Source organism: Limnobacter sp. SAORIC-580 (assembly GCF_013004065.1).
GTDB classification, from domain to species: domain Bacteria; phylum Pseudomonadota; class Gammaproteobacteria; order Burkholderiales; family Burkholderiaceae_B; genus Limnobacter; species Limnobacter profundi.
On the sequence record NZ_CP053084.1, the window covers coordinates 137047 to 159906 of the forward strand.

Here is a 22860-nt window from a genome sequence, read left to right on the forward strand (position 1 = left end):
GATTAAGTGGTCCTACTGAATATTGGCTGGTGTTTGCCCAAGAATCCCTTGCAGTTCGGCGGCATACCGGTGGGATTGGGCGAGCGATTGCTGGCTTTGCGCCATGGCATCAAACAGGGTGCGTTGTGCGTCCAGCACTTCCAGAAAACTGAACTTGCCCATCTCGAAACCCTTGCTTGCAGCGTTGTAGGCGCTTTCTGCACTGGGCAAAATGCTGTCACGCAAGGCCAGGAATTCCTCGCGGGACGCGCTCAGGTTTTCGTATGCGGCTTGTAAATCGCGAGACAAGCGGTATTGCGTTGCTGTCAGTTCATCTTTGGCCTGGTCAGCGCGTCGCAGTGATTCAAGCAAGTTGCCCTGGTTGCGGTCAAAAACAGGGATGGGAATGGATACCCCAAAAATGGCCTGGTTCAAGCCAAGTTCCTGATTTTTTCGCCCACCAAGGCTCACCGTCACATCGGGTACGCCTTTGCTGCGTTCAACCTCGCTAATGGCCTTGCGGCGGTCCACTTCAATTTGGGCTTTCCGGTATGCAGGCGATTGCTGCAACCTGTCTTCCAGTGTCTCGATGGCGGGCAGCTCGGGCAGGTTTTCAAGATTGCCTTCAACGGTTTCAAAACCGACCCGGGATTCTCCCATGGCGGTGGCCAAACGTTTTTTAGACGATTTCAGCGCACTTTCAGCGCGTGCATAATCCACGCGTGCGCCAGCCAATGCAATGCCCGCTTTGGTGGCCTCGACAGGCGATACCTTGCCTGCTTCAACCCTTTTTTGTGCAGCGCGCTGGGCGTTTTGTGCCAGGTCGATGGAAGATTGGGCAAGCCGCACACGTTCCTGTGCAACCAGCGTGTCGTAAAACGCAGAGGTGACTTCGGTTTGCAGGGTGGCCCGCACCATGGCAAGGTCAGCTTCAGCAAGGTTCTTGCCGCGCTCGGCTGCATCAATTCGAGCAGAACGCTTTCCGCCCAGTTCAATGCGCTGGTTCAGTTGCAGGGTGCTGGTGCGGGTTGCACTTCGCGTGTCTTCAACCAGGGCCTGTAATTCGGGGTTGGGGCGGGTTTCAGCCTGGCGTATGGTGCCGTCTTGTGCCAGCAGCGCATTTCGGGCCGCTGCCAGTTCAGGGTTTGCCGCATAGGCCCTTTCAAGTGCGGTGTTCAAAGTAAGGTTTGTTGTTCGCGGCAAGCTGGCTTGCCCGGATGGGGAATTAAGCCCATTGCTGGTGTATTCGGGGGTGTTGCCCTGAGCCATGGCGGCACTGGGCAGCAACGCGGTCGCAGCCAGCGTTAGCAATATTTTTCGCATCGATTTCTCCGGTGTACAAAGGAAAGAATCGGCGAGACGAATTAACGCAGTCGTTTAATGAGGTGTAAAGACAGGTGTCGTGTCGCCGTAATCAGGCAGACACAGGCCACTTGGGGCGTTCAGGGCGGGTTTGACAGAAAAAGGAATACTTTGAAGTGCTCAGCACCTGTTGGGGTGAACTGAAATCAATGATCACGCCGTTCGCGTTGTCAGCCGAAAAGCCGATAAAGCTGGATGAATGCGAATGGTCGTGGTTTTGCGGATATTGGCTATCTTGATCGTCACCGGCATCAGCTTGGCTATCGTGGGCATGATGTTCATCTTGATGGTGGCCGAAATGTGATGATTGTTGCGCAAGCTCGTCATGCGCGCAATAATCCGCCACCGCGCCCCAGGAGGCCTGGAGCGGCAGCAGAAACATAAGGAACATGAAGATGAATGAACGATACATGTTATTAGGATGTCATTTTTTCGGTGTTCATGTCAATTGCGGTTCTGTGTGAATCGAAAAGCCAATCACCGTAACTTGATTTTCGCTGCTTGCAAACACATCACCACCATGCAGTTTCGCAATTGCAGCCACAATGGCCAAACCAAGTCCGTGATTGCTCCCAGTGTCACTTCGCCCCTCTTCAGCACGGAAAAAGGGTTCGAACAAACGGTTCAGTTTGACTGGGTCAATTGTCGGGCCTTCATTCGAAACCTTGATCCACACCCTCTCTGCTTCTCCGGTAATTTGCACGGTAATTTCTGTGTTGGCCTGCGCATACCGAATTGCATTGGACAGCAAATTGCTCACTGCTCGTTTAATCAATTCGGTTTCAGCCTCCACCGTGGCATCGCTTTTAACTGTGATGCGAAGATCTCTGTCTTCGGCCAACTGTTCAAGGTATTCCGCGACTGATACCACCAGCTGACGAAGACTTGGCACAGATTGAAGTTGCAGTTCTCTGCCCTGGTTTGCATTGGCCAGGAACAGCATGCTGCGAATAATTCGTGCCATGCGGTCGAGTTCGTCGAGGTGATCACCGACAATTTTTTGAAGGTCCTCACCTTCGATCAGTTTGCGGCGTTGAAGCAGCTCATGGCTAATGGTCAAGCTCGACAGTGGTGTATTCAATTCATGTGCAACATTGCTGTTGAACAGTTTCAATTGCTCCCGGTTCTCGCGCAGTTGCCCCAGTAAGCGGTTGAATCCGTCGATGAAGGGTCGCAATTCAAGCGGGGCCTTGTGGTCGTCCAGCACAACATCAAGCGAGCGTGGCCCCAAATTGTGAATGCGTTCTGTCAGTCGATTGATGGGGCGCAAAACCAGGCGAATCAGTCGCATACTGATCAACACCGACACCAGGATCCACAACACGATGGACGATGCAAAAATTCCTGAAATGAAGTTCAGAAAACGTTCGTCGTCTACGGTGCTTACCGCCAGTTCAACCCGTTTGGCTTGCAGTTGGGGAAGTTCGGTTTCAAACACTTGAGAGAATTCCCGAACAGATCCCTCTCCGTTGAAGAACACCTCTGGACCGAACATGCGATTGCCCTGGCTGTCAACAACGCGGGCTTGGGTTCGACCTTGCCCTCCCAACACTTCTTCCAGGCCATGTTTCACGTCTTCGGGTGAATATTCGGCAGTAGGTTTTAGTAAAAGGTGTTCAACTGCATGAAGCGCGCGGTTGGCGGTTTCTTCCTGTTGCTTGGCCTGCCAAAAGTGGATGCAGCAATACACAAGCACTGCGAGTAAAACCACGCCCAGTACACTGACGGAGCTGGTCAAACCGATGGTGGCTCTGGAAATTGATTTCACGGTCACTCCTTGCCCTGCGCCCGAATCTCAAGAACATACCCCATGCCCCGAATGGTATGAAGCAGCGGAATTTCGTAAGGGTCGTCCAGCTTGATCCTCAACCTGCGAATGGCCACATCGATCACATTGGTTTCGCTGTCAAAATGCATGTCCCAAATCAGTTCTGCAATTTCGGTGCGGCTAATCACTTCTCCTTTGCGGCGAAGCAGCAGCCACAGCAATGAAAATTCTTTGGCCGTTAGCCGCAAATCCTTGCCGCCGCGTTTGGCCGTGCGGCGCACCGCATCCAACTCCAGGTCCAGCAAGGTCAATACGGTGGTTTGGCTTTCTGCTGCAACTGTTGAAGTTCGGCGCCCCAGGGCGTGAAGCCTGGCCACCAGCTCGGCAAACGCAAAGGGTTTCACCAGGTAGTCATCTGCACCGGCCTTCAGGCCGCTCACCCTGTCTTCAACCATGGCGCGGGCGGTAAGCATCAGTACCGGAATACTTTTGGATTGGCGTAACGCACTTAATACCGCCAAACCATCAATGTCGGGCAACATGCCATCAAGAATGATCACGTCGTAAAGGCCTTGGGTGGCCAAATGCAAACCGTCAATCCCGTTGCGTGCCAAATCGACAACGAAACCTTCTTCGGTCAGTCCCTTCTTCAGGTAATCGGCCAGCCGCAGGTCGTCTTCGATCAAAAGCAGTTTCATTGAATTGTCTTCATTTGGTGCACCGAAGCACAGTATAACCACCCCGAATTTGGTGAAGATTACATATTTGTAATGTACCGGGAAGGTGGCTGACAGGTGCCCCTGACTAGACTGAAGGCATGGGTTTAGAAAACAACCCTCCAATTCGAGTCAATCAGGAGATCATCATGAAAAATATTAAAATCGCCGCTGTTCTGATTACCACCTTCGCGATTGCTGCACCTGCAGTGGCACTTGCCGATGCTGCCTTCCACCCCGGCAAAGGCGATGCGGTGTATGAACCCCATCTGGGATACAAAGATCCAGCGAAATCTGCGTCACATGCCAGCAAGGGATTTCGCGGCTACCGCGCAAACATCATCGGTTCTGAAGCCAGCGGTGATGGGACCACACATGGTGATTGGGGCAACTCACGCTCTGGAAAATCCCGTCAGGAGGTGCTGCGTGAATTGCAAAGCCAAACTCTAGAAGAGCGTCGTCTTGCTAATTCGAACTAAAGCCAAGTCTGAATTTCACAGTCGAATTGATGTTGGTGAGCAGTCGGGAATTTCAGGTGTTGTTGGCCCCGCCATGAAGTCCAGCAATCGACCTCAGGAAACAATCAAGTTGAAGGTCAGAAAACCTAAAGCCCATTCGGACCACTAAGGAATTAAGCATGAAAAAAACATTCGCAAATTATTCTCTATCGTTGTTGCTTGGCGCTGGGCTTTTGTTGCCGGTAGCCGTATTGGCGCACGGCACTGAGGAGCACAAAAAGCCCAATTCCACTGCACAGCCAGTTCTTGAGCAAACCGCTTGGGGCATTGCTGGCACGCCGGCCAAGGCAAACCGAACGGTCAAAGTGGTGATGTCCGACAGCATGCGCTTTGAGCCTTCTTCAATGCAGTTCAAGGAAGGTGAAACAGTGAAATTTGTTGTGAAAAACGAAGGAAAACTGATGCACGAATTTGTGCTTGGGACAAAAGACAAGAACCTGGAGCATGCCGACTTAATGAAGAAATTTCCAAATATGGAGCATGATGAACCCTACATGGCGCATGTGGCGCCGGGGAAAACCACGGAAATGGTCTGGACCTTTAACCGAAGTGGCGAGTTTGAGTTTGCCTGCCTGATTGCTGGCCACTTTGACGCTGGCATGCGTGGGCCGTTGCGAGTAGGTAAATAAGCCAATAATCATTGTTAACACTGAAAAGGAAAAATCATGAAAACCCAATTAATCAAAATCGCTTCTATCTTTGCATTGTCAATTTCGACTTCGGTTTTTGCCGCGGGAGATCACGGTGCCCATGCTGGCAAAGCCACCGAGCAGAAATCTGTGGAAACCATGGAAATGACACAGGGCGAGGTGAAAAAAATTGATCCGAAGACAGGTAAGGTCACATTGAAGCATGGCGAAATCAAGAATCTTCAAATGCCTCCAATGACCATGGTTTTCTCGGCCAAAGAGGCGGCACAACTGGAAGGCCTGAACAAAGGCGATAATGTTCTGTTCGCCGTGGATCAAAACATGAATATCACGCACATCGAGAAGAAACAGTAATCAGGAGAAGCGCCATTGCAAAACAAATCTGGATTTCCCGCTGGGTCCGTTATCGCGGGCAAAGTGGGTTTAATGCTGAGTTTGCTTGGTTCAGCAATGGTGCTTTGCGCCTGTCAAACAATCGGAAATTTTATTCAGCCGGAAAGTCACAAACCAACTGTTGCGGTGAAGGGAGAACCTTGGTTTAGCGCCGAGCGTGCCGCCTACACTCAGAAATTCGAGAAGGGTTTCATATTGGTTCTTTCCGGCGGCGGTGTTCGGGGCTTTGCGCACATCGGAGTTCTAAAGGCCCTTGAGGAACAGGGGCTTGAGCCCAGAATGGTGATTGGTACCAGCGCTGGCGCTGTGGTGGCCGCTTACTGGGGTTTGGGTTATACAGCCGATCAAATGATGCAACGTGCTGATTCACTAAGTAGCCGGGATCTGTTTGTACCTGTGTTGCCCAACCTGGGGCAGCCAGTTTTGAAGGGCGAGGCAGGGGTGTTCTCTGGCCAGTTTCTCGAACGACAATTGCGTCGTGATTTTGGCGTTCAAACGTTTGAAGTTCTCTTAAAACCAGTTGCCATCGTGGCCACTGATCTGGAAACCGGTCGTCCCGTAGTTTTCAATGCGGGTGATGTTACTCAGGCTGTGCGGGCGTCTTCAACAATTCCGGGTATCTTCACACCACCCTCAATCAATGGGCGTCTTTACATCGATGGTCAGGCCAGTTCGCCACTACCCATTGGCCCGGCGCAGCGCTTGAGCAAGCTACCCATTCTTGCCGTGGATGTGGTGTATCCACCCGAACTTGCAGAAGTTTTTACGCTGACCGATTTGATGTTTCAAACCTTTTTGATCTCGAGTTTTCGGATCAAAGAACTTGAGATGCCAATGGCAACAATGATCATTGCGCCTCAATTAACCAATGTTGGTCAACTGGGTCTGAATGACCGTCATTGGGTTTTTAAAACAGGTTATTTAGAGGCCAAAGAAAAACTTCGAGATGCTGAAAAACAATTGAGGTGATTAATCAATTGTGCCGAAATTGGTGTCAAATTGATACCAACCCTTCACCGGTTCATTCGCTTGTATCGCCATTACTGAGGTCGATGCTTTTGATTACGCAGGGACGAATGAGCAGATGCTTTAAGTTGCATTACAAATTTGTAATGGGCAATGAACGTAAATTCCTTGTTGTGCTTATCGACTGTGTGCTACCTTTTGAGAGCACTTACCATTGAAATTCACATGATCCGTCAATCGCTGATCCACGCTGCATTGTTGTTTGCGCTGCTTTTTCAAAGCCTGGCGCACGCGTTGCCATGCTGCGCCGAGATGGATGCATTGCAATCGGACACTACGCCATCAGCCATAATGGACGAGATGGCGCAACATGTGGAGGAAGGTTGTTTTGCAGGCTCGCCCGTGTGTTGTGTGGTTCCTTCGCTGGCCTATGAGGCAGTAATTCTCGACTCTCAGGGTGTTTCACCCGTGCACGTGCCAACAGTGAAAACACTGCTGCTCTCCCAGCTTCAAATTCCTCTCGATCGCCCGCCCCGGGCCTGACTTCTGTTGAAACCCCCGAACTGCCGCAATGCTTGACTGCTTGCGGTTTCTATCGTTTTTCTCATGGTTTGAACACCATGCAGGAGGCCCCCATGTTGGGCAAAACAACCTTTATTAAATTGGCGTTGGTTGCAGTGGCTTTGGCGGCAGTATTTTTCATGGGCAATGTCATGGCCCAAGATACAGCCACCACCGAGTACACCTTGGCACAGGCGTTGACTCAGCAAGAGCGAGGGGTGTTGAGCCTGTCGAAAGCCCTTGCCTTGGCAGAGCAGCGATCAGAGGCACTGCGTGCACAAGACGCAGCCACGAAAGCGGCACAAAGCCAGGCGATTGCCGCAGGTGAACTGCCCGATCCCATGTTGAACCTGGAAGTAATCAACATTCCTGCCAACGGGCCAGACCAGTTCAGCCTCGCGGCTGATTTCATGACCATGCGGGGGGTAGGTGTTTCCCAAACATTTACCCGCAAGGACAAGCGCAACGCTCAGGCCAACGTGTTCAACAAAAGCGCCGAGTTTGCTCAAGCCGGAAAGTTTCAGGCATTGAGTAAACTGCGCACCGCCACAGCGCAGGCGTATCTGGACCGCTTTTATCTACAGGAAATGTTGGTTCTGCTGCAATCGCAGCGCAATGAACTGGCGTTGCAAATTGAGGCTGCCGATGCCCAGTACCGGTCAGGCAAGACTGCGCAAACCGATGTGTTTGCGGCACGTACAGAACTGGGTTTGATGGACCTGAAAATTCAGGACACACAAACCTTGCTGGACAATGCTCAAGCGGAACTGCAGCGCTGGGTGGGTGAGCAAGCCGATGCAACCCTTGCTGGCCCTGTGGACTTGACGCAATCGCGCTTGCAGGCATCAGACCTGTTTGAAAGGCTTCACCGTCACCCCGAGGTGTTGGCTCTTGAAAAAGCCGAAGCCACTGCACTTGCCGAGGTTCAAGTAAAGCAACAGGAAAAGTCAGCAGACTGGACCTTGTCGGTGATGTATGCCGGACGTGGGCCCGAGTTCTCGGAAATGCTGTCATTTGGCGCGTCACGCCCGCTGTTTGTGGACCAGGACAACCGGCAGAACCAGGCACTGGCCTCAGCCAACGCCATGGCCGCCAAAGCAAAGGCGGAGCGCATTGAACTGCACCGCGAACACTTGGTGCAAACACAACGCTGGCAGCAAACCTGGAAAAGCAATTTGAAGCGAATCGGCGACTTTGATCGCAGCCTGATTCCGCTGACCCAACAGCGCACGCAAGCTGCGCTTGCAGCTTACCAAGGGGCCACGGGTAATTTGGCCGAGGTGTTGGCTGCGCGCCGAATGGAGATCGACATGCGCATGGAAAAACTGCGCATTCAAATGGACACCGCTCAACTTTGGGCGCAACTGGAATACCTGATTCCTGTAGAGGTACAACAATGAAAAAGACGCATATTGCAGTTGGCGTGTTCGCATTGGCAGCGCTGGCTGGCGGGGGTTATGGTTTGTGGGCACTGGGCATGAACCAGGGCATGGAAATGATGTCGGCCCCTATTGGTGGTGCAAATGAGGGTGGCGCAGTTGAGGGTGGCGCCGTTGAGGGTGGTTTAGATGGTGGGAAGGTAGACCCCTCCACCTGGAACATTCCGCAAGGTGAAGCCGCCACCCGCAGACACATGGAAAGTGGCATCAAGGCGGGTGATGTTGATCCTGAAACCGGGCTGGCCGTGCAGTATTACCACGACCCCATGGTGCCAGGCCGCAAATTCGATTCCCCGGGTAAAAGCCCCTTCATGGACATGATGCTGGTGCCCGCGTACTCAGGGGCCGATTCTGCCGACAACAGCAGTGTGAAAGTAAGCCCCCGAATTCAACAGAATCTGGGCATACGCACAGCGGCTGTGGGAATGGGCATGCTGGCCCCTGAAATTAGCGCCAGTGGCTCTGTACAGTGGAATGAACGCGAACGCGTGGTGATTCAATCCCGGGCTATGGGATATGTGGAAAATCTGAACGTGACTGCCACGCTCGATTCAGTCCGGCAAGGCCAAACCCTGTTAACAGTGTATGTGCCCGACTGGATTGCTGCGCAAGAGGAATTCTTGTCACTGCAAAAAATGAAAGGTGAGAACTTGCAGCCCTTGGTTGATGCTGCGCGCCAGCGCATGTTGCAAGTGGGCATGAGTACCGCTCAAATTCGGCAAGTTGAGCAAAGTGGGCGAACACAACCCCGTGTGGCCATTGTTGCCCCCCGCAGCGGCGTGGTGACCGAGCTGATGGTGCGCGAAGGCATGACCGTGCAGCCAGGCATGACCTTGATGGAAATCAACGGACTGTCCACCGTGTGGGTGCAAGCTGAGGTGCCCGAGGGGCAGGCTGTTTACGTAAAAGCTGGCGTGAATGTGGTGGCCAAGGCCCAAGCTGTGCCAGGGCGTAGTTTTGAGGGCACGGTGCAGGCTGTGCTGCCGCAGGTAAACAGCAATACCCGCACCGTGTTGGCCCGCATTGTGTTGAAGAACCCAGAGCAGAAACTGCTGCCCGGCATGTTTGTACAAACCCGTTTCATGGATCCAAGCCGACCAGAAACATTGATTGTTCCTTCGGAGGCAGTAATACAAACCGGCCGCCGTGCGGTGGTCATGTTGGCCAATGAGGAAGGCCGCTTCACGCCAGTTGAAATCAAGACAGGCATTGAATTTGATGGAAAAACCGAGGTGCTGGAAGGCCTGCAACCCGGCCAGGAGGTGGTGCTTTCTGGTCAGTTCCTGATTGACTCTGAAGCCAGTTTGCGAGGGCTTGAAGCGCGTTTGAATACCGGAGAGCAACCATGATTGCCTTCATTATTCGATGGTCGATTGCTAACCGTTTGCTGGTGTTGATCGCCACGGTCATGATCAGTGCCTGGGGTGTGGTGTCGGTGTACAAAACCCCGCTTGATGCGCTGCCCGATTTATCCGATGTGCAAGTGATTGTACGCACCAGCTTTCCTGGACAGGCCCCTCAAATTGTTGAAAATCAGGTGACCTACCCGCTCACCACCACCATGCTTTCCGTGCCTGGTGCAAAAGATGTTCGAGGATTTTCGTTTTTCGGCGACAGTTTTGTTTACATTATTTTTGAAGATGGTGTGGACTTGTACTGGGCGCGTTCGCGGGTACTGGAGTATTTAAACCAGGCGCAAAGCAGCCTTCCAGCGGGTGCCAAAAGCGCCTTGGGGCCAGATGCCACAGGCGTGGGCTGGATTTACCAATACGCTCTGCAAGACACCACCGGCAGCCTGGATGTGTCGCAACTGCGGGCTTTGCAAGACTGGTTTCTGCGCTATGAATTGAAAACCGTGGAGGATGTGGCCGAGGTGGCTTCGGTAGGCGGTTTCGTGAAGCAGTACCAAGTGGTGCTCGACCCTCAAAAGTTGGCGGGCTACGGCATTACGCTCGATGAAGTGGTCATGGCAATTAACAACGCCAATCAGGAAGCGGGTGGCTCGGTGATTGAACTGGGTGAAGCCGAATACATGGTGCGCGCCACCGGGTACCTGGAGAATCTGGATGATTTTCGTTCGGTTCCATTAAAAAGCAGTGCCACAGGCATTGCAGTGCAGCTGGCAGATGTAGCCCGCATCCAGATCGGCCCTGAAATGCGCCGTGGCATCGGCGAATTAAATGGCAGTGGCGAGTCCGTGGGCGGCATTGTGGTGATGCGTTCGGGTAAAAATGCCCTGAACACCATTGAAGCGGTGAAGGCCAAGCTGGAAAGCCTGAAGCCCGGTTTACCCAAGGGGGTTGAAATTGTTCCGGTGTACGACCGCTCTACGTTGATCAACAACGCAATCGACAACCTCACTTTCAAACTGCTTGAAGAATTTATCGTCGTGGCTTTGGTGTGCTTTGTTTTTCTTTTGCATTTTCGTTCGGCCTTCGTGGCGATTGTTTCCCTGCCCTTGGGTGTGTTGGCCTCATTCATTGTGATGGAGCAGCAAGGTGTGAATGCCAACGTGATGTCGCTGGGCGGTATTGCAATTGCCGTGGGTGCCATGGTGGACGCCGCGCTGGTCATGATTGAAAACGCCCACAAGCACCTTGAACAGTGGGCGCACGACAACCCTGGCAAGGCGTTGGCAGGCATGGAACGTTGGCGCGTGATTGGTGATGCCTCGATTGAAGTGGGGCCTGCCCTGTTTTCTTCCTTGTTGATCATTACGCTTAGTTTCATCCCTGTTTTCACGCTAGAGGCACAGGAGGGGCGTTTGTTTTCTCCCTTGGCTTTCACAAAAACCTATGCCATGGCAGCCTCGGCTGGCCTGGCCATTACGCTGATTCCGGTGTTGATGGGGTACTTGATTCGGGGAAAAATTCCCAATGAAAATTCGAACCCCATCAATCGGGGTTTGATTGCAGCGTATCGCCCTGCACTCGATGCGGTATTGAAATTCCCCAAAACCACCGTGGCTGTGGCCGTTCTGCTGCTGGGCATCAGCTTCTATCCGCTAAGCCAGTTGGGCAGTGAATTCATGCCACCGCTTGATGAAGGCGATTTGCTTTACATGCCCACCGCATTGCCGGGTTTGTCCGCAGGCAAGGCTGCTGAGTTGTTGCAACAAACAGATCGCTTGATCGCCACGTTACCCGAAGTGGAATCGGTCTACGGCAAAGCGGGCCGCGCGGAGTCAGCAACAGACCCCGCACCTATGGAGATGTTTGAAACCACCATTCAGTTCAAGCCCAAAAGTGAATGGCGAGAGGGCATGACAGCCGATATGTTGGTGGACGAGCTGGACAAAATTGTGCGCGTACCTGGTTTAACCAACATTTGGGTACCACCTATTCGCAACCGCATCGACATGTTGGCCACCGGCATTAAAAGCCCGGTCGGTGTGAAGGTGACAGGCGCCGACTTGGGTACCATCAACCAAGTGGCCGTGAACATTGAAAAGGCAGTAAAAAATGTAGAGGGAGTGAGCAGCGCATTCGCTGAACGCCTCACTGGCGGGCGTTATGTGGATGTGGATATTGACCGCGACATGGCTGCGCGATATGGCATGAACATTTCGGATATTCAGTCGATTATTTCAAGCGCAGTGGGTGGCATGAACATTGGTGAAACTGTGGAAGGTTTGCAGCGTTTTCCCATCAATGTGCGTTACCCGCGTGAGTTGCGTGACTCGTTAACCCGCCTGCGTGTACTGCCAATTTACACCGGCTCCGGCCAGCGAATTGTGTTGAGTGATGTGGCCAAAATCAGCATCACCGATGGGCCACCCATGTTGCGCAGTGAAAATTCCCGATTGGCTGGGTATGTGTACATCGATATTCGCGGGCGCGATTTGCGTTCTGCCGTGCTGGACATGCAACGTGTCGTAGCTGAGCAAGTAAAGCTGCCGGCCGGCTATTCCATTTCATGGTCGGGGCAGTTTGAATACCTGGAGCGTGCCACCGAGAAATTAAAATTGGTGGTGCCGTTCACTTTGCTGATTATATTTGTGCTGTTGTACATGACCTTCAAGCAAGTGGATGAAGCCTTGCTGATCATGGCCACTCTGCCTTTTGCACTGATTGGTGGCGCATGGCTGCTGTGGCTTCTTGAGTTCAATTTGTCAGTGGCGGGTGCTGTGGGCTTTATTGCACTGGCGGGTGTGGCGGCGGAATTCGGCGTCATCATGCTGCTTTATTTGAATCAAAGCTGGGCCAACCGCGTTAAACGGGGAAACACTGAAGAGGACGATTTGCTGGATGCGATCCGCGAAGGCGCTGTGCTGCGGGTGCGCCCCAAAGCCATGACCGTGCTCACCATTCTGGCCGGACTTATACCAATTATGTGGGGTACCGGTACAGGAAGTGAGGTCATGCAGCGCATTGCCGCACCCATGGTAGGCGGTATGATCAGCGCACCTTTGTTGTCGATGTTCGTGGTGCCAGCAGTGTTCCTGCTCATGCGGCGTAAACAAACTCTGAAAAGGGAAAAATAACTGTTTGTTCTGTGTAAACGCTGGTGGAGTTGAGACGTTGGGAAAGGGCAGCTTCATTGCCAATATCCCAACCTCACTCACAGAAGGTCACCAGCCATGTTCAACCAACGCAGCAGGTCGCGCTCCCTGTCGTTCGATTCAAATCGACGGCAGGGCTCGTTTCTGGGCAAAGCCAGTAAATTTCTTTTTGTGTTGTTCAGTTTGATGGTCGTCACCGCACTCACTTTGTTTGGTGTGTCTTCCTGCCAGGAAAAAGCGGCGGCTCAGCAGGTACTGTCGTACGCATCGAAAAACAATTGCGAATTCCGGTTTGAGGGCGTCGGCCATACCCTGATTGAAAACCACTGCGGCAACAACGCCGGGGTGTATTTCATGACCCCACAGGGCTTGCACACTGCGCCGTTGATCGATCCCGAAGTTAGCAACCTGGTGAGCCAGCATGGTTGTGAAGCCCCCAACAGCTGTGTATTTAATTTGGAAATGAAGACCCGTTCCATCAGTGGCCAGTTTGATTACACCATCAATGGCAAACAAGGTTTTTACAGCTTTGAGTGGCCCCGTGATGAGCAGCCACGCCTCGTTGAAAGCAGCAGTACGCCCAATAAATCGTGATGCCTCGCGGCATTCACCTGGGTTTTTAAGCTTCAATTCAGGTGAATCGGGTACATTACTTTCATCATGAAAGCCCGTGCCCTCACTTTTCTAGTTGTTCTGCTCTGCTTTGCTTCGGTCTTACCGCCGTTTGCCTATGCAGACGACGACAAACGCATTCGCCAGCTTCAGCGCAGCGGCGAAATTCTCTCGCTTGAGCAAATTTTCGATCGTGCCCGCAAGATCAAGCCGGGGCGCATTGTCGATGTCGATCTCGACAAAGACGATGGACGTTACATCTATGAAATAGAATTGCTTGAAAGCAGCGGCAAAGTGTGGGAAATGGAGTTCGATGCCCGCACCGGCGAACTGCTGCAACTTGAACAGGACGATTAAGCGCCATGCGACTGCTGTTGGTAGAGGATGACCCGGTACTGGGCGCGCAGTTGCACAAACAACTGGGCAAGGCAGGGTATGCGGCTGATTGGGTGCAAGATGGCATTGAGGCCGAAGCGCAGGGTTGTATTGAACCGTATGATTTGGTGGTGCTCGACTTGGGCCTGCCCGGAAAACCGGGCTTGGATGTGTTGAGAACCTGGCGTAAGCAAGGTCTGAAATTGCCGGTCATTGTGCTGACTGCGCGGGGAACCTGGCAGGAAAAAGTGGAAGGTTTCAATGCGGGTGCCGATGACTATGTACCCAAACCCTTTCAAACTGAAGAATTGCTGGCGCGCATTGGTGCAGTACTCAAGCGTGCTGTGGGTACAGCGCCTGAGTCACTGAAAGCCAAAGGCCTGCTGCTGGATGAAACCTTGCAAACCGTTCAGGTCAATGATGAAGAACCCCAACAACTCACCGCTACAGAATTTCGCTTGCTGCGCTATTTCATGTTGCACCCCGGGCAGCCCTTGAGCAAAACAAGGTTGACCGAGCATGTGTATGAATACGATGCGGACAAAGACAGCAATGTGATGGAGGTGTATGTGAACCGCCTGCGCAAGAAAATCGGCGCGCAGTGGATACAAACCCGCAAAGGGCAAGGCTATGTATTTGGCGAGCCCGCACCATGAATTCATTGCGCAACCGCTTGTCGTTTGGTTTGATCGTTAGCCTCATGGTGTTGCTGCTGGCACAGTGGTGGCTTTCCTCCAGTGCCATTGAAAACCTGCTGGAGAAACAATTGCTCGACCAACTACAGCAAGACAGCGAAGCCTTGCTGGCTGGTGTGGAGTTTGATACCGCAGATGCCCTTGCCCTGAGTACCACCGGTTTGGTACCCGCCTATCAACAGCCTTATTCCGGCACTTACTTTGCCTTGCAACACCAAGCGGAAATTCGCTACTCCCGTTCGCTGTGGGATGCTGATTTCACACTGCCAACACCGGGCGGACCGCAGGCATTGATCACTCGACAATCCGGGCCCGATGGTCAATACCTCTTGGTGCATGCGCGCAACTACGAGAAAGACAATCAACAGTTCACCATTGCAATTGCGCGCGACATCACCCCATTGCGCAATAACCTGAAGCAATACCAGCTGGCCAACGCGGGTTTCTCGGCGCTTTTTTTGTTGGCACTGGTGTTGATTCAGCGCTTGATCGTGATTAAAACCTTAAAGCCCCTCAATGCAGTGCAAGCAGCCTTGGCCCGTTTGCAACAAGGCGAAATCAAGCAGCTTGAATTTCAGGGCCCCGATGAAATCAAACCCTTGGTTGATGAGTTGAATCGTTTGCTCACTGCGATTGATCAGCGCTTGAAACGATCCCGCGAGGGCATGGGCAATTTGGCCCACGCCTTGAAAACCCGGCTTGCCCGGCTCTCACAACTCAGCGATGAATCAGACCGCCGCCAGTTCATCCAAGAGGTTCACACCTTGACTGCGGAGGTAGCCCGCTTGATTGATCGGGAAACAGCCCGTGTGCGGGTGGTGGGTGATCTGCGCCCAGGCCAGCGCATTGACTTGCTTGAAATACTGAATGCCTTGGTGGGAAGTTGCAAAGCGCTTTACCGCGACAAGGCATTGAACTTTGTGGTTCAGGTACCCCATGGCGCCACCTTGCTGGGTGATCGGGAAGATTTGTTCGAGCTGTTTGGCAATTTAATCGACAATGCATCGAAGTGGGCCAACACGACCGTGCACATTTCACTTCAGGGCAACACAGTCCAGATTAGTGATGACGGCCCGGGTTGTCCTTCCAGCTTGCTGACTGAAATCACACAGCGTGGCTTTCGGGCTGATGAAAACACACCGGGCAGTGGTCTGGGTTTGGCCATTGCGCATGACATTGCAGGCACCTACGGCGCCGAGCTTGAATTTGCCAACAACGCGCCAGGGCTTACTGTGCGTGTCACCTTCAAGCCCGGTGCACTGGTTTAGAACCAGTCTTTGTCAACCTTCAACACCTTGCCAGTTTTTGCATCCAGGTCTACTTCAACCTCGCGGCCATCGGCATTCACAACTTCCACTTCCCACTTCCATCCTTTGGCATAGTCGCGGTCATCCAGTTCAAGTTCAGTCACCACGCCAGGGGCTTCTTTTAGCGCAATTTCGCGGGCTTGTTCAGCGCTGATCAAACCAAACGCCTTGACGATCTCTGTGTCTCGTGTGGCGTTCGACCTGTCATCATCGGCATGCGATGCCTTGGGCATTGCCATCAGTGTGGCAGTCAGCAAAATCAAGGCAAGGGCAGACAAAGTTGGGGTGGGGCGACGAATCATTTTGTATCTCCTGTGTGGGTTCAATGTGTACACAGTCTAGAAAAACAAGATGAATTGAAGCTGAAAATTCAGGGCCTCATTCTTTTATTGAATTTGGGTTCGCAGCAATGCCTGAATCTCAGAAATTTTGGGTGGCTTGGCTAACACAGCATCAATGTGAGGTATCACTGTGGTTTGGGCATCCAGTTGTTTGCCCCAGCCAGTCAGTAAGGTCACCGGGCAATCTTTGTTGATGTTTTTCAAAGCCTCGGCCACCTGCCGCCCATCCATGCCAGGCATGCCCAAATCTGTAATCACCGCATCAAATGGCGCACCCTCGGCGATGGCCTTGGTAAACAACTCAATGCCGTGTGGTCCTGAATTGGCAATTTGAACCCTGTGGCCGCTTGCGCTTAAACCATCCTTCAGTGCTCCCAGAACTTTGGTGTCATCGTCAATCAATAAAATGTGGAAGGAAGGGTGGGGTTTTTGATCGCCCGTTTCGCGGGTTTGTAATTTGTTTTGACGACAACCGGTGGGTAGCAAAATTCGAACGGTGCACCCCTTATTCTCCTGACTGTCAATTTCAATCTGGCCACGCATCCGTTTCACAATGCCATACACCATGGCCAGGCCCAAGCCTGTGCCACGTTCACCTTTGGTCGTGTAAAAGGGCTCCAGGCATCGCTTCAGCGTTTCTTCGTTCATACCCAGGCCGGTGTCGCGTATTTCAATTACCACCTGGTCATGGTCGCTTTTTTTCTCCAGTCGGGTCGACAGCGTTATGGTGCCGCCCCTGGGCATGGCATCTACCGCATTGAAAATCAGATTGGTGAGCGCTTCTCGCAACTCGGGTTCCGATGCATCTATCTCGGGTACATCCTGGCCAAGTTCTACACTGAATTCAATTGAAATACCATTGCGCAGGGGAATGTCGTGCCAGCGGGCCTTGGTCAATTCCATGGATTGTTCGCACACCTTGGCCAGGTTCACGCTGGTCAGTTCTACGCCGTCCTCCTGTCGTCTGGAAAACTGCCCCATGCGGTCCACAGTTCGGGCCACATCGTCAATGGCCAGTTGAATGGTTTGCAACTGCTTGCGGCCACGTTCGCTCAAGTTGCTTTCCGAGCTCAGCAGGGCATCGGTGTACAAAGCCACAGGCGAAATTGCATTGTTGATGTCGTGTGCAATACCCCCTGCCATTTCCGCCAACGCTCGCAGGCGTTCTTGTTGCAACACCAGTTGCTGTGTGCGTTGAAGGTTCTGATAGGCTTCCTGCAATTCCCGAAGCAGTTCGGTTTGTGCAAGGGCCAATCCCACGTGTTCGGCCAACTGACGAAGAAATTCAAGCTCATCGGGCGAGAAGGCATCCAGCCCTTTTCGTGCGGTGGTAATAATGCCCAGTACTTTGCTCTCATGCATCAGGGGAGCAATCACCATGCTGTCCAGTCCCGCCAGTTCGTGCATGCCCTCGCCTGTCAGGCACATGCTGCCCCCGAGGTTGGGTTGATACACAAATTCGCCTTGAAGTGCCCGGTCCAGATGAACACCTTTTGCCGGAATGGACGCATGCAGGTAAAACCCGATGCGGTTTGCAGAAACTTCTGTCGCATTGCCCAATGACCTGAAGGTAATGGTTTTCTCGAGTTCCGAGTAGGAGGCGGTAAGGCAAAAGTCTGCAGGAAGTTCGTGTTCAATGCTGTTGGTCACCACCTGATAAATACTGTCCAGATCATGTCGATTGCCAATGGCGCGCGTAATTTCGTTGAGCAGGTTCATCCGTATCAATTGCGCTTGACTGCGCCGTTCAGACTGCCGGATATGGGTCATGTCGGTCATTCCGCCTATCATGCGAATGCCTTTTCCCTGTTCATCCCGAATCACGTAACCTCGGTCCAGAACATCCAGCCAGCGACCACTGAAATGTGCGAATCGATATTCATTTTGCCAACTTTCCTCACTGGAATTGATGGCTTCAAAAATACTTTTGACCACGCGTTCACGATCTTCCGGGTGAATGCGATTAATCCAGGAATCATTGCTGGGTTCAATTTTTTTTCGGTCGAACCCAAACAATTTCTCGAACCCTTCATTCCACCAAATTTCATCGGTGATCAAATTCCAGTCCCAGATACAGTCTCTTGATGCGCTAGCCAAAAGCCGGAATCGCTCAGATCCCTCTTTCAATGCGGCTTCAGCCTGTTTTCTCTCGGTGATGTCACGTTCAATCGCCACCCAGTGGGTGTACCATCCTGTCTCATCGGCCACAGGAACGATCTCCAGTTCCAGCCAAAACATTTCGCCGCTCTTGGTGTAGTTGATCAACTCTTCACGAACTGGTTTCCAGTCCTTTAAAGCGTTGCGGATGCGGTCCAATGCATCGCGCTGCGTCCGCTCACCTTGCAAAATTCGGGGTGTTTTTCCAATGGCTTCTTCGCGTGAGTATCCAGTGCGTCTGACGAAAGCATCATTCACATAGAGTATTTTCGGACCATCGCCATCGATTGGTTCGGCCTCGGTAATCAGCACAATGTCGTTCAGGCGTTCCACGCATGTTTCGAGCAATTTGAGGCGCTCTGCATTGCGGCTTCGCTCCTCGGCAAACAACAGGTTTTCAAATGCAAAAGACAAATTTTTCGCCAAGGTTTTCAACAGCTGTCGCACTTCGTTGGTGAAAAAGTGAATGCCCGCCCCAAACAACACCAGGCTTGCACGCAGTTTGCCTTGCGCATGAATGGGCAGTATGGCAAAAGACTCAAGACCCTCTTCAATGGCCTGTTTATGCCACATTTTGGCTTGCGGTTCCTCTGCCACATTCTGGCAAATGTGCATTTTCCCGGCGCGCAAGCGGTCCACCAGTTCATGATCACGCGGCAAGGTGGTGGTCTTCATGATTTGAGAAACAAACTCTTGCTGAGAACCATCGGCAGCCGTTACTTTCAAATCGCTCAAGTCTTTGCCAAATTGACAAACCCACGCCAAAGGCAGGCCACCCAATGAGCAGAATACGCTGCATACCTCTTGCAACAGTTTTTCGGGCTTGTCCAGGGTGGTGGTAATGTCATTCACGCGTTGCTGGGCTTCAAGCAGTCGATTCATGTGCATCAGCGTAAGCACCGCCAGTTTGGAGTCGGTGATCTCTTGAAAAGCACCTTGCACTCGAACAATCTCGCCTTTCTCGTTGCGCACCGCTTCGCCCACCACGCGAGCCCATATTCGCCGGCCATTGTTGGAGCGCATTTCAGGCTCCAGCTCAAATGCGAGCCCCTCGGTTGAACAGCGGGCCAGCGCAGCCTCCACCATCTTTTTCCATTTGCCATGGTAATAACGCAGGGCATCGTCATAACTGGTGGGCAGTTGGCCTTTGCCAATCTCCAGTATGTCGAATACTTCTTCCGACCAGTAAAGGCGGGGCACCGGGCCCAGTTCAATGGCCCAGGCACCCAGTTTGGCAAGGCGCCCCCCAATACGCTGCAGCGCTTCATTGCGTTTGAGTTTGTCCTCCGCCCGGCGGCGCTCGGTTACATCGCGTTGAATGGACGCAAAATAGGGTACCTCTCCGTTCGAGCCGAGCACCGGCACGATGTCCATTTCAAGCCAGTGGGGTTTGCCACTTTTGCCGTAATTCACCAGTTCGACATGCACAGATTCCTTGTTTACAAGGGCGGCCCGAACTTTCTGTAGTTCGGTTTTGTCAGTTTCAGGGCCTTGCAGCAGGCGTGGGCTTTTGCCGATTACTTCATCCCGGCTGTAACCAGTTACCTTTTCAAATGCCGAGTTCACGTAAATGATGCGCGGGCCGGGCGCGTCGATTGGCGAGGCCTGGGTAATCATCACGATGTCGTTGAGCCGTTCTACACACGCGCTCAATAATTCTGAGCGTTGCGGGTCAATTTTCTCGTCGATTGTGCTGGTCAACTCAAGGCTTGGGGTTTCTGCTACAACGTTTGCCTGTCGTGGTGTGATGCTGCTGTGTTGGTGTATCGGCAAAATCAGGGTAAACACAGCTCCCTTGTCGGGAGCAGACACAGCGGTGATTTGACCGCCGTGCCGTTCAATGATTCTTTTTACATTGGCCAGGCCCATGCCGTGGCCTTCAAAATCATGAGCGTTGTGCAGGCGATGAAAAGGCTTGAAAAGACCATCGGCCCGGTCAGGGTCGAAGCCTGCACCGTTGTCGATAACCTTGATTTCGACGGCATCGTTCAGAACATTGGCTTCAACCACAATCGTCGGCAGTTCCCGGATCTGGCTGAATTTCAAAGCATTCGAAAACAGGTTGACAAACACCTGCTCCAACAGCGATTCATCACCTTCAATGTCGGGCAGTTTGGCAATGCTCCAGTCAGCCAGTCGCAGGCCTTCGGTCGATTCCACCATGGCTCTGGCTTTTTCCACCACTTCATTCAACACCACCTGGTTGAACTTCAATTCGCCTGAGCCAAGCCGCGCAAAAGCCAGCAGATCAGACACCAGTTGACCGCCGCGCGCGCTGGCCTCATTGATACGCAGCAGGTAGCGCTGCTCTTGCTCGTCCAGTTTGCTGTGGGCCCGGCGTGTCAGGCTGCCTGCGAATCCCTGAATAATGTGGCAAAGCGAATTCAGATCGTGAGCAACGCGCCCGGCAAAGTGGTCCAGTTCATGGTTCATTTCCAGCAAGCGTGAATTGCTGCTGGAAAGGTCGCGGATCAGCTGCGAGTTTTGCAGCTTTAATTTACGCACTTCGATGGCCCGGTTCACTACCGGCATCAACTCGCTGACCTTGAAGGGTTTCAGGATGTAATCCAGCACCCCAAGCTTCATGGCGTCTACCGCAGTTTTAATGCTGCCATGCCCGGTCATCAGCACAGCGCTTAAATCGGGGTCCAGTTGGCGTGCACGTTGCACCAACTCGATGCCGTCCATGCCGGGAAGTCGCAGGTCGGTGAGCAGCACATCAAAGCTTTGGCGCTTCAAGTGTTCCAGCGCCTGGACTGGTTCAGGAAATCCTTTGACTTCAAATCCCGCATCTTGAAGCAGTGAACACAGTGCTTCAAGTTGGGGTTTTTCATCATCCACGACGATTAATCGGAACTGCTCGAGCATCTAAAACTCCGGTCGTCGGCTAGGTTTAGCAGATTCGCTGATTACAATGTCTCACAATTACTGGATTTCCTTGAATGAATCAATACCCCCTTTTGAGAAACGCTTCATTGGCGTTTCCATTCGTCCTGATCTGGACCAGCGCATTTCCTGCTGCGAAAATTGGTTTGATCGACAGTCCACCCCTGTTGTTTCTAACTTTGCGTTTTCTCGTGGCTGGGGCCTTGATGCTGGCCTGGGCGCATTGGCGCGGAACACTGCGCAAATTAACCCTCCAAGAGTTGGGCGTGTTAAGCGCCTTGGGATTGTTGAACCATGCGCTTTATCTGGGTTTAAGCTGGACCGGCATGGGCAGCCTATCCTCGGGTTTGTCCACCATTCTTATTAGTGCAAACCCTATTGTGGTTGCAGTGTTGTCTTCGTTTTTGTTGCGCGAACCCCTCACACGCCAAAAGGTGCTGGGTTTGGCTTTGGGTTTTCTGGGTGTGGCCTTTATTGTTCGCAACCGAATCGGCTCTACTACAGACTCGCTTGAAGGCTTCCTGCTGGTACTGGCCGCTTTACTAACCCTGGCCTTTGGCACGGTGCTGTACAAAAAATGGCCTGTGCGCACCGACATCGTCACCGGAACCGGTTTTCAGATCATTCTCAGTGGCCTTTTGTTGTTGCCTGTTGCCTTGTTCATGGAAGACTGGTCCGCAATCGTCTGGACTCCCTCGTTTGCTGGCGCATTTGCATGGCTGGTGTTGGTGGTGTCGATTACCGGTTATCAGTTGTGGTTTAACCTGTTGGAGCGTGGCAGTGCCAGCGCAGCCAGTGTGTGGTTTTTCTTAACACCACCCTTGGGCTTGTTGGCAGGCGCATGGCTGCTGAACGAGCCTTTGAACTGGATCGATTTCATTGGCATTGTTCCCGTGGTGTTGGGCATTGTGTTGGTGACCCGGGCGCGTTAGAAAGCTGCATAAAAAAAGGCGAACCGCGTGGGCTCGCCAAAACAGCAATTTTAAGGTCGGAGATGACGACAGGCTTGCTGAGCGCCCGTCAGGGGAAACTCTGGAATCAGGAGTTGGGTAGCAATACGCTGTCCACCACGTGAATCACGCCGTTGGATTGGGTAACGTTGGCAATGGTGACCTCGGCTGTACCACCTTTTTCGTCAACCAGCACCACCTTATCGCCCTGCAGCTTTACTCCAAGCGAAGCACCCGATGCTGTTTTCAGGGTGGCCATGCCACCAGCTTGAACAATCTGATTACTCAAATCGGCGGCTGTAATTTTCCCAGGCACCACGTGGTAGGTCAGCACACCTTGCAGGGCCGATTTGTTTTCTGGTTTCAGAAGAGTGTCCACGGTGCCGCTCGGCAGTGCTGCAAATGCATCATTGGTTGGCGCAAATACTGTGAATGGTCCCTTGCCTTTCAAGGTATCCACCAGGCCTGCGGCTTGTACGGCAGCCACCAAAGTGGTGTGATCTTTTGAATTGACGGCGTTGTCGACAATGTCTTTGCTTGGCAGCATGGGCGCACCACCCACCATGATTTCTGCTTGGGCAGGCAGGCTAAAAGCGGCTGCTGAAACTGCAATAGAACCAATCAGGCTTGCTGTCGTGAGTTTTGATTTCAACATGTTTACTACCTCCAGTTGGAATTTCAAGC

General features: G+C 52.6%; 20 protein-coding genes. 13 read left to right on the forward strand and 7 right to left on the reverse strand.

The window, feature by feature from the left end:
• Positions 1 to 12 precede the first annotated feature (12 nt).
• The 4 genes from HKT17_RS00625 to HKT17_RS00640 form a co-directional block, all read right to left on the reverse strand.
• Positions 13 to 1302, reverse strand: coding sequence for a TolC family protein (locus HKT17_RS00625; protein ID WP_171097043.1), 1290 nt, complete (start codon positions 1300 to 1302; stop codon positions 13 to 15).
• A 91-nt stretch (positions 1303 to 1393) separates the two neighbouring features.
• Positions 1394 to 1753, reverse strand: coding sequence for a hypothetical protein (locus tag HKT17_RS00630; protein ID WP_171097045.1), 360 nt, complete (start codon positions 1751 to 1753; stop codon positions 1394 to 1396).
• 27 nt (positions 1754 to 1780) lie between these two features.
• The gene (locus tag HKT17_RS00635; protein WP_171097047.1) at positions 1781 to 3109 is read right to left on the reverse strand and encodes an ATP-binding protein; all 1329 of its coding nucleotides are present in this window, start codon (positions 3107 to 3109) and stop codon (positions 1781 to 1783) included.
• 2 nt (positions 3110 to 3111) lie between these two features.
• The gene (locus tag HKT17_RS00640; RefSeq protein WP_105029761.1) at positions 3112 to 3807 is read right to left on the reverse strand and encodes a heavy metal response regulator transcription factor; all 696 of its coding nucleotides are present in this window, start codon (positions 3805 to 3807) and stop codon (positions 3112 to 3114) included.
• Positions 3808 to 3974: 167 nt separating this feature from the next.
• Here HKT17_RS00640 and HKT17_RS00645 point away from each other — a divergent pair, with 167 nt between their 5' ends.
• The 12 genes from HKT17_RS00645 (at position 3975) to HKT17_RS00700 (ending at position 15803) form a co-directional block, all read left to right on the forward strand.
• The gene (locus HKT17_RS00645; protein WP_171097049.1) at positions 3975 to 4304 is read left to right on the forward strand and encodes a hypothetical protein; all 330 of its coding nucleotides are present in this window, start codon (positions 3975 to 3977) and stop codon (positions 4302 to 4304) included.
• Between the two features lie 158 nt (positions 4305 to 4462).
• The gene (locus HKT17_RS00650; RefSeq protein WP_171097051.1) at positions 4463 to 4972 is read left to right on the forward strand and encodes a cupredoxin domain-containing protein; all 510 of its coding nucleotides are present in this window, start codon (positions 4463 to 4465) and stop codon (positions 4970 to 4972) included.
• Between the two features lie 36 nt (positions 4973 to 5008).
• Positions 5009 to 5347, forward strand: a complete 339-nt coding sequence (locus tag HKT17_RS00655; RefSeq protein ID WP_171097053.1) for a copper-binding protein — start codon at positions 5009 to 5011, stop codon at positions 5345 to 5347.
• A 165-nt stretch (positions 5348 to 5512) separates the two neighbouring features.
• Positions 5513 to 6355, forward strand: coding sequence for a patatin-like phospholipase family protein (locus tag HKT17_RS00660; protein WP_205882467.1), 843 nt, complete (start codon positions 5513 to 5515; stop codon positions 6353 to 6355).
• A 222-nt stretch (positions 6356 to 6577) separates the two neighbouring features.
• On the forward strand, positions 6578 to 6895 hold the full coding sequence (locus HKT17_RS00665) for a hypothetical protein (RefSeq protein ID WP_171097057.1): 318 nt from the start codon (positions 6578 to 6580) through the stop codon (positions 6893 to 6895).
• A gap of 92 nt (positions 6896 to 6987) precedes the next feature.
• Complete coding sequence (locus tag HKT17_RS00670; protein ID WP_171097059.1) at positions 6988 to 8313, forward strand: TolC family protein; 1326 nt, start codon at positions 6988 to 6990, stop codon at positions 8311 to 8313.
• Complete coding sequence (locus HKT17_RS00675; RefSeq protein WP_240965871.1) at positions 8310 to 9701, forward strand: efflux RND transporter periplasmic adaptor subunit; 1392 nt, start codon at positions 8310 to 8312, stop codon at positions 9699 to 9701. Before HKT17_RS00670 ends, HKT17_RS00675 begins: the two co-directional genes overlap by 4 nt.
• Positions 9698 to 12835, forward strand: a complete 3138-nt coding sequence (locus HKT17_RS00680) for an efflux RND transporter permease subunit (protein ID WP_171097061.1) — start codon at positions 9698 to 9700, stop codon at positions 12833 to 12835. Before HKT17_RS00675 ends, HKT17_RS00680 begins: the two co-directional genes overlap by 4 nt.
• Before the next feature lie 96 nt (positions 12836 to 12931).
• Positions 12932 to 13447: a hypothetical protein gene (locus HKT17_RS00685; protein WP_171097063.1), complete on the forward strand. Its 516-nt coding sequence runs from the start codon at positions 12932 to 12934 to the stop codon at positions 13445 to 13447.
• A gap of 66 nt (positions 13448 to 13513) precedes the next feature.
• Positions 13514 to 13822, forward strand: coding sequence for a PepSY domain-containing protein (locus HKT17_RS00690; RefSeq protein ID WP_171097065.1), 309 nt, complete (start codon positions 13514 to 13516; stop codon positions 13820 to 13822).
• Between the two features lie 5 nt (positions 13823 to 13827).
• Positions 13828 to 14496 (forward strand): response regulator transcription factor, encoded by a 669-nt coding sequence (locus HKT17_RS00695; protein ID WP_171097067.1) that lies wholly within the window; start codon positions 13828 to 13830, stop codon positions 14494 to 14496.
• Positions 14493 to 15803, forward strand: coding sequence for a sensor histidine kinase (locus HKT17_RS00700; protein WP_171097069.1), 1311 nt, complete (start codon positions 14493 to 14495; stop codon positions 15801 to 15803). Before HKT17_RS00695 ends, HKT17_RS00700 begins: the two co-directional genes overlap by 4 nt.
• Here the strand turns inward: HKT17_RS00700 and HKT17_RS00705 are convergent.
• Together HKT17_RS00705 and HKT17_RS00710 are read right to left on the reverse strand one after the other, a co-directional pair.
• On the reverse strand, positions 15800 to 16144 hold the full coding sequence (locus tag HKT17_RS00705) for a PepSY domain-containing protein (protein ID WP_105027871.1): 345 nt from the start codon (positions 16142 to 16144) through the stop codon (positions 15800 to 15802). The two genes, HKT17_RS00700 and HKT17_RS00705, sit on opposite strands and share 4 nt — an antisense overlap.
• An 84-nt stretch (positions 16145 to 16228) precedes the next feature.
• Entirely contained in the window at positions 16229 to 21208 is a 4980-nt protein-coding gene (locus HKT17_RS00710; protein WP_171097071.1) for a PAS domain S-box protein, read from the reverse strand.
• Between the two features lie 74 nt (positions 21209 to 21282).
• Between HKT17_RS00710 and HKT17_RS00715 the strand changes: the two genes are divergently transcribed.
• Positions 21283 to 22158, forward strand: coding sequence for a DMT family transporter (locus HKT17_RS00715; protein WP_171097073.1), 876 nt, complete (start codon positions 21283 to 21285; stop codon positions 22156 to 22158).
• A gap of 106 nt (positions 22159 to 22264) precedes the next feature.
• On the opposite strand, the gene HKT17_RS00720 is transcribed toward HKT17_RS00715, so the two are convergent.
• The gene (locus HKT17_RS00720; RefSeq protein WP_171097074.1) at positions 22265 to 22831 is read right to left on the reverse strand and encodes a fasciclin domain-containing protein; all 567 of its coding nucleotides are present in this window, start codon (positions 22829 to 22831) and stop codon (positions 22265 to 22267) included.
• Positions 22832 to 22860 lie beyond the last annotated feature (29 nt).

Excerpts from the sequence above, each read along its gene's own strand:
- HKT17_RS00655 (WP_171097053.1), top strand. The coding sequence starts at position 5,009 with ATGAAAACCCAATTAATCAAAATCGCTTCTATCTTTGCATTGTCAATT.
- HKT17_RS00675 (WP_240965871.1), top strand. The coding sequence starts at position 8,310 with ATGAAAAAGACGCATATTGCAGTTGGCGTGTTCGCATTGGCAGCGCTG.
- HKT17_RS00685 (WP_171097063.1), top strand. The coding sequence starts at position 12,932 with ATGTTCAACCAACGCAGCAGGTCGCGCTCCCTGTCGTTCGATTCAAAT.
- HKT17_RS00670 (WP_171097059.1), top strand. The coding sequence starts at position 6,988 with ATGTTGGGCAAAACAACCTTTATTAAATTGGCGTTGGTTGCAGTGGCT.
- HKT17_RS00640 (WP_105029761.1), bottom strand. The coding sequence starts at position 3,807 with ATGAAACTGCTTTTGATCGAAGACGACCTGCGGCTGGCCGATTACCTG.
- HKT17_RS00645 (WP_171097049.1), top strand. The coding sequence starts at position 3,975 with ATGAAAAATATTAAAATCGCCGCTGTTCTGATTACCACCTTCGCGATT.
- HKT17_RS00650 (WP_171097051.1), top strand. The coding sequence starts at position 4,463 with ATGAAAAAAACATTCGCAAATTATTCTCTATCGTTGTTGCTTGGCGCT.
- HKT17_RS00695 (WP_171097067.1), top strand. The coding sequence starts at position 13,828 with ATGCGACTGCTGTTGGTAGAGGATGACCCGGTACTGGGCGCGCAGTTG.
- HKT17_RS00665 (WP_171097057.1), top strand. The coding sequence starts at position 6,578 with ATGATCCGTCAATCGCTGATCCACGCTGCATTGTTGTTTGCGCTGCTT.
- HKT17_RS00690 (WP_171097065.1), top strand. The coding sequence starts at position 13,514 with ATGAAAGCCCGTGCCCTCACTTTTCTAGTTGTTCTGCTCTGCTTTGCT.
- HKT17_RS00630 (WP_171097045.1), bottom strand. The coding sequence starts at position 1,753 with ATGTATCGTTCATTCATCTTCATGTTCCTTATGTTTCTGCTGCCGCTC.
- HKT17_RS00715 (WP_171097073.1), top strand. The coding sequence starts at position 21,283 with ATGAATCAATACCCCCTTTTGAGAAACGCTTCATTGGCGTTTCCATTC.
- HKT17_RS00705 (WP_105027871.1), bottom strand. The coding sequence starts at position 16,144 with ATGATTCGTCGCCCCACCCCAACTTTGTCTGCCCTTGCCTTGATTTTG.
- HKT17_RS00625 (WP_171097043.1), bottom strand. The coding sequence starts at position 1,302 with ATGCGAAAAATATTGCTAACGCTGGCTGCGACCGCGTTGCTGCCCAGT.
- HKT17_RS00710 (WP_171097071.1), bottom strand. The coding sequence starts at position 21,208 with ATGCTCGAGCAGTTCCGATTAATCGTCGTGGATGATGAAAAACCCCAA.
- HKT17_RS00700 (WP_171097069.1), top strand. The coding sequence starts at position 14,493 with ATGAATTCATTGCGCAACCGCTTGTCGTTTGGTTTGATCGTTAGCCTC.
- HKT17_RS00680 (WP_171097061.1), top strand. The coding sequence starts at position 9,698 with ATGATTGCCTTCATTATTCGATGGTCGATTGCTAACCGTTTGCTGGTG.
- HKT17_RS00720 (WP_171097074.1), bottom strand. The coding sequence starts at position 22,831 with ATGTTGAAATCAAAACTCACGACAGCAAGCCTGATTGGTTCTATTGCA.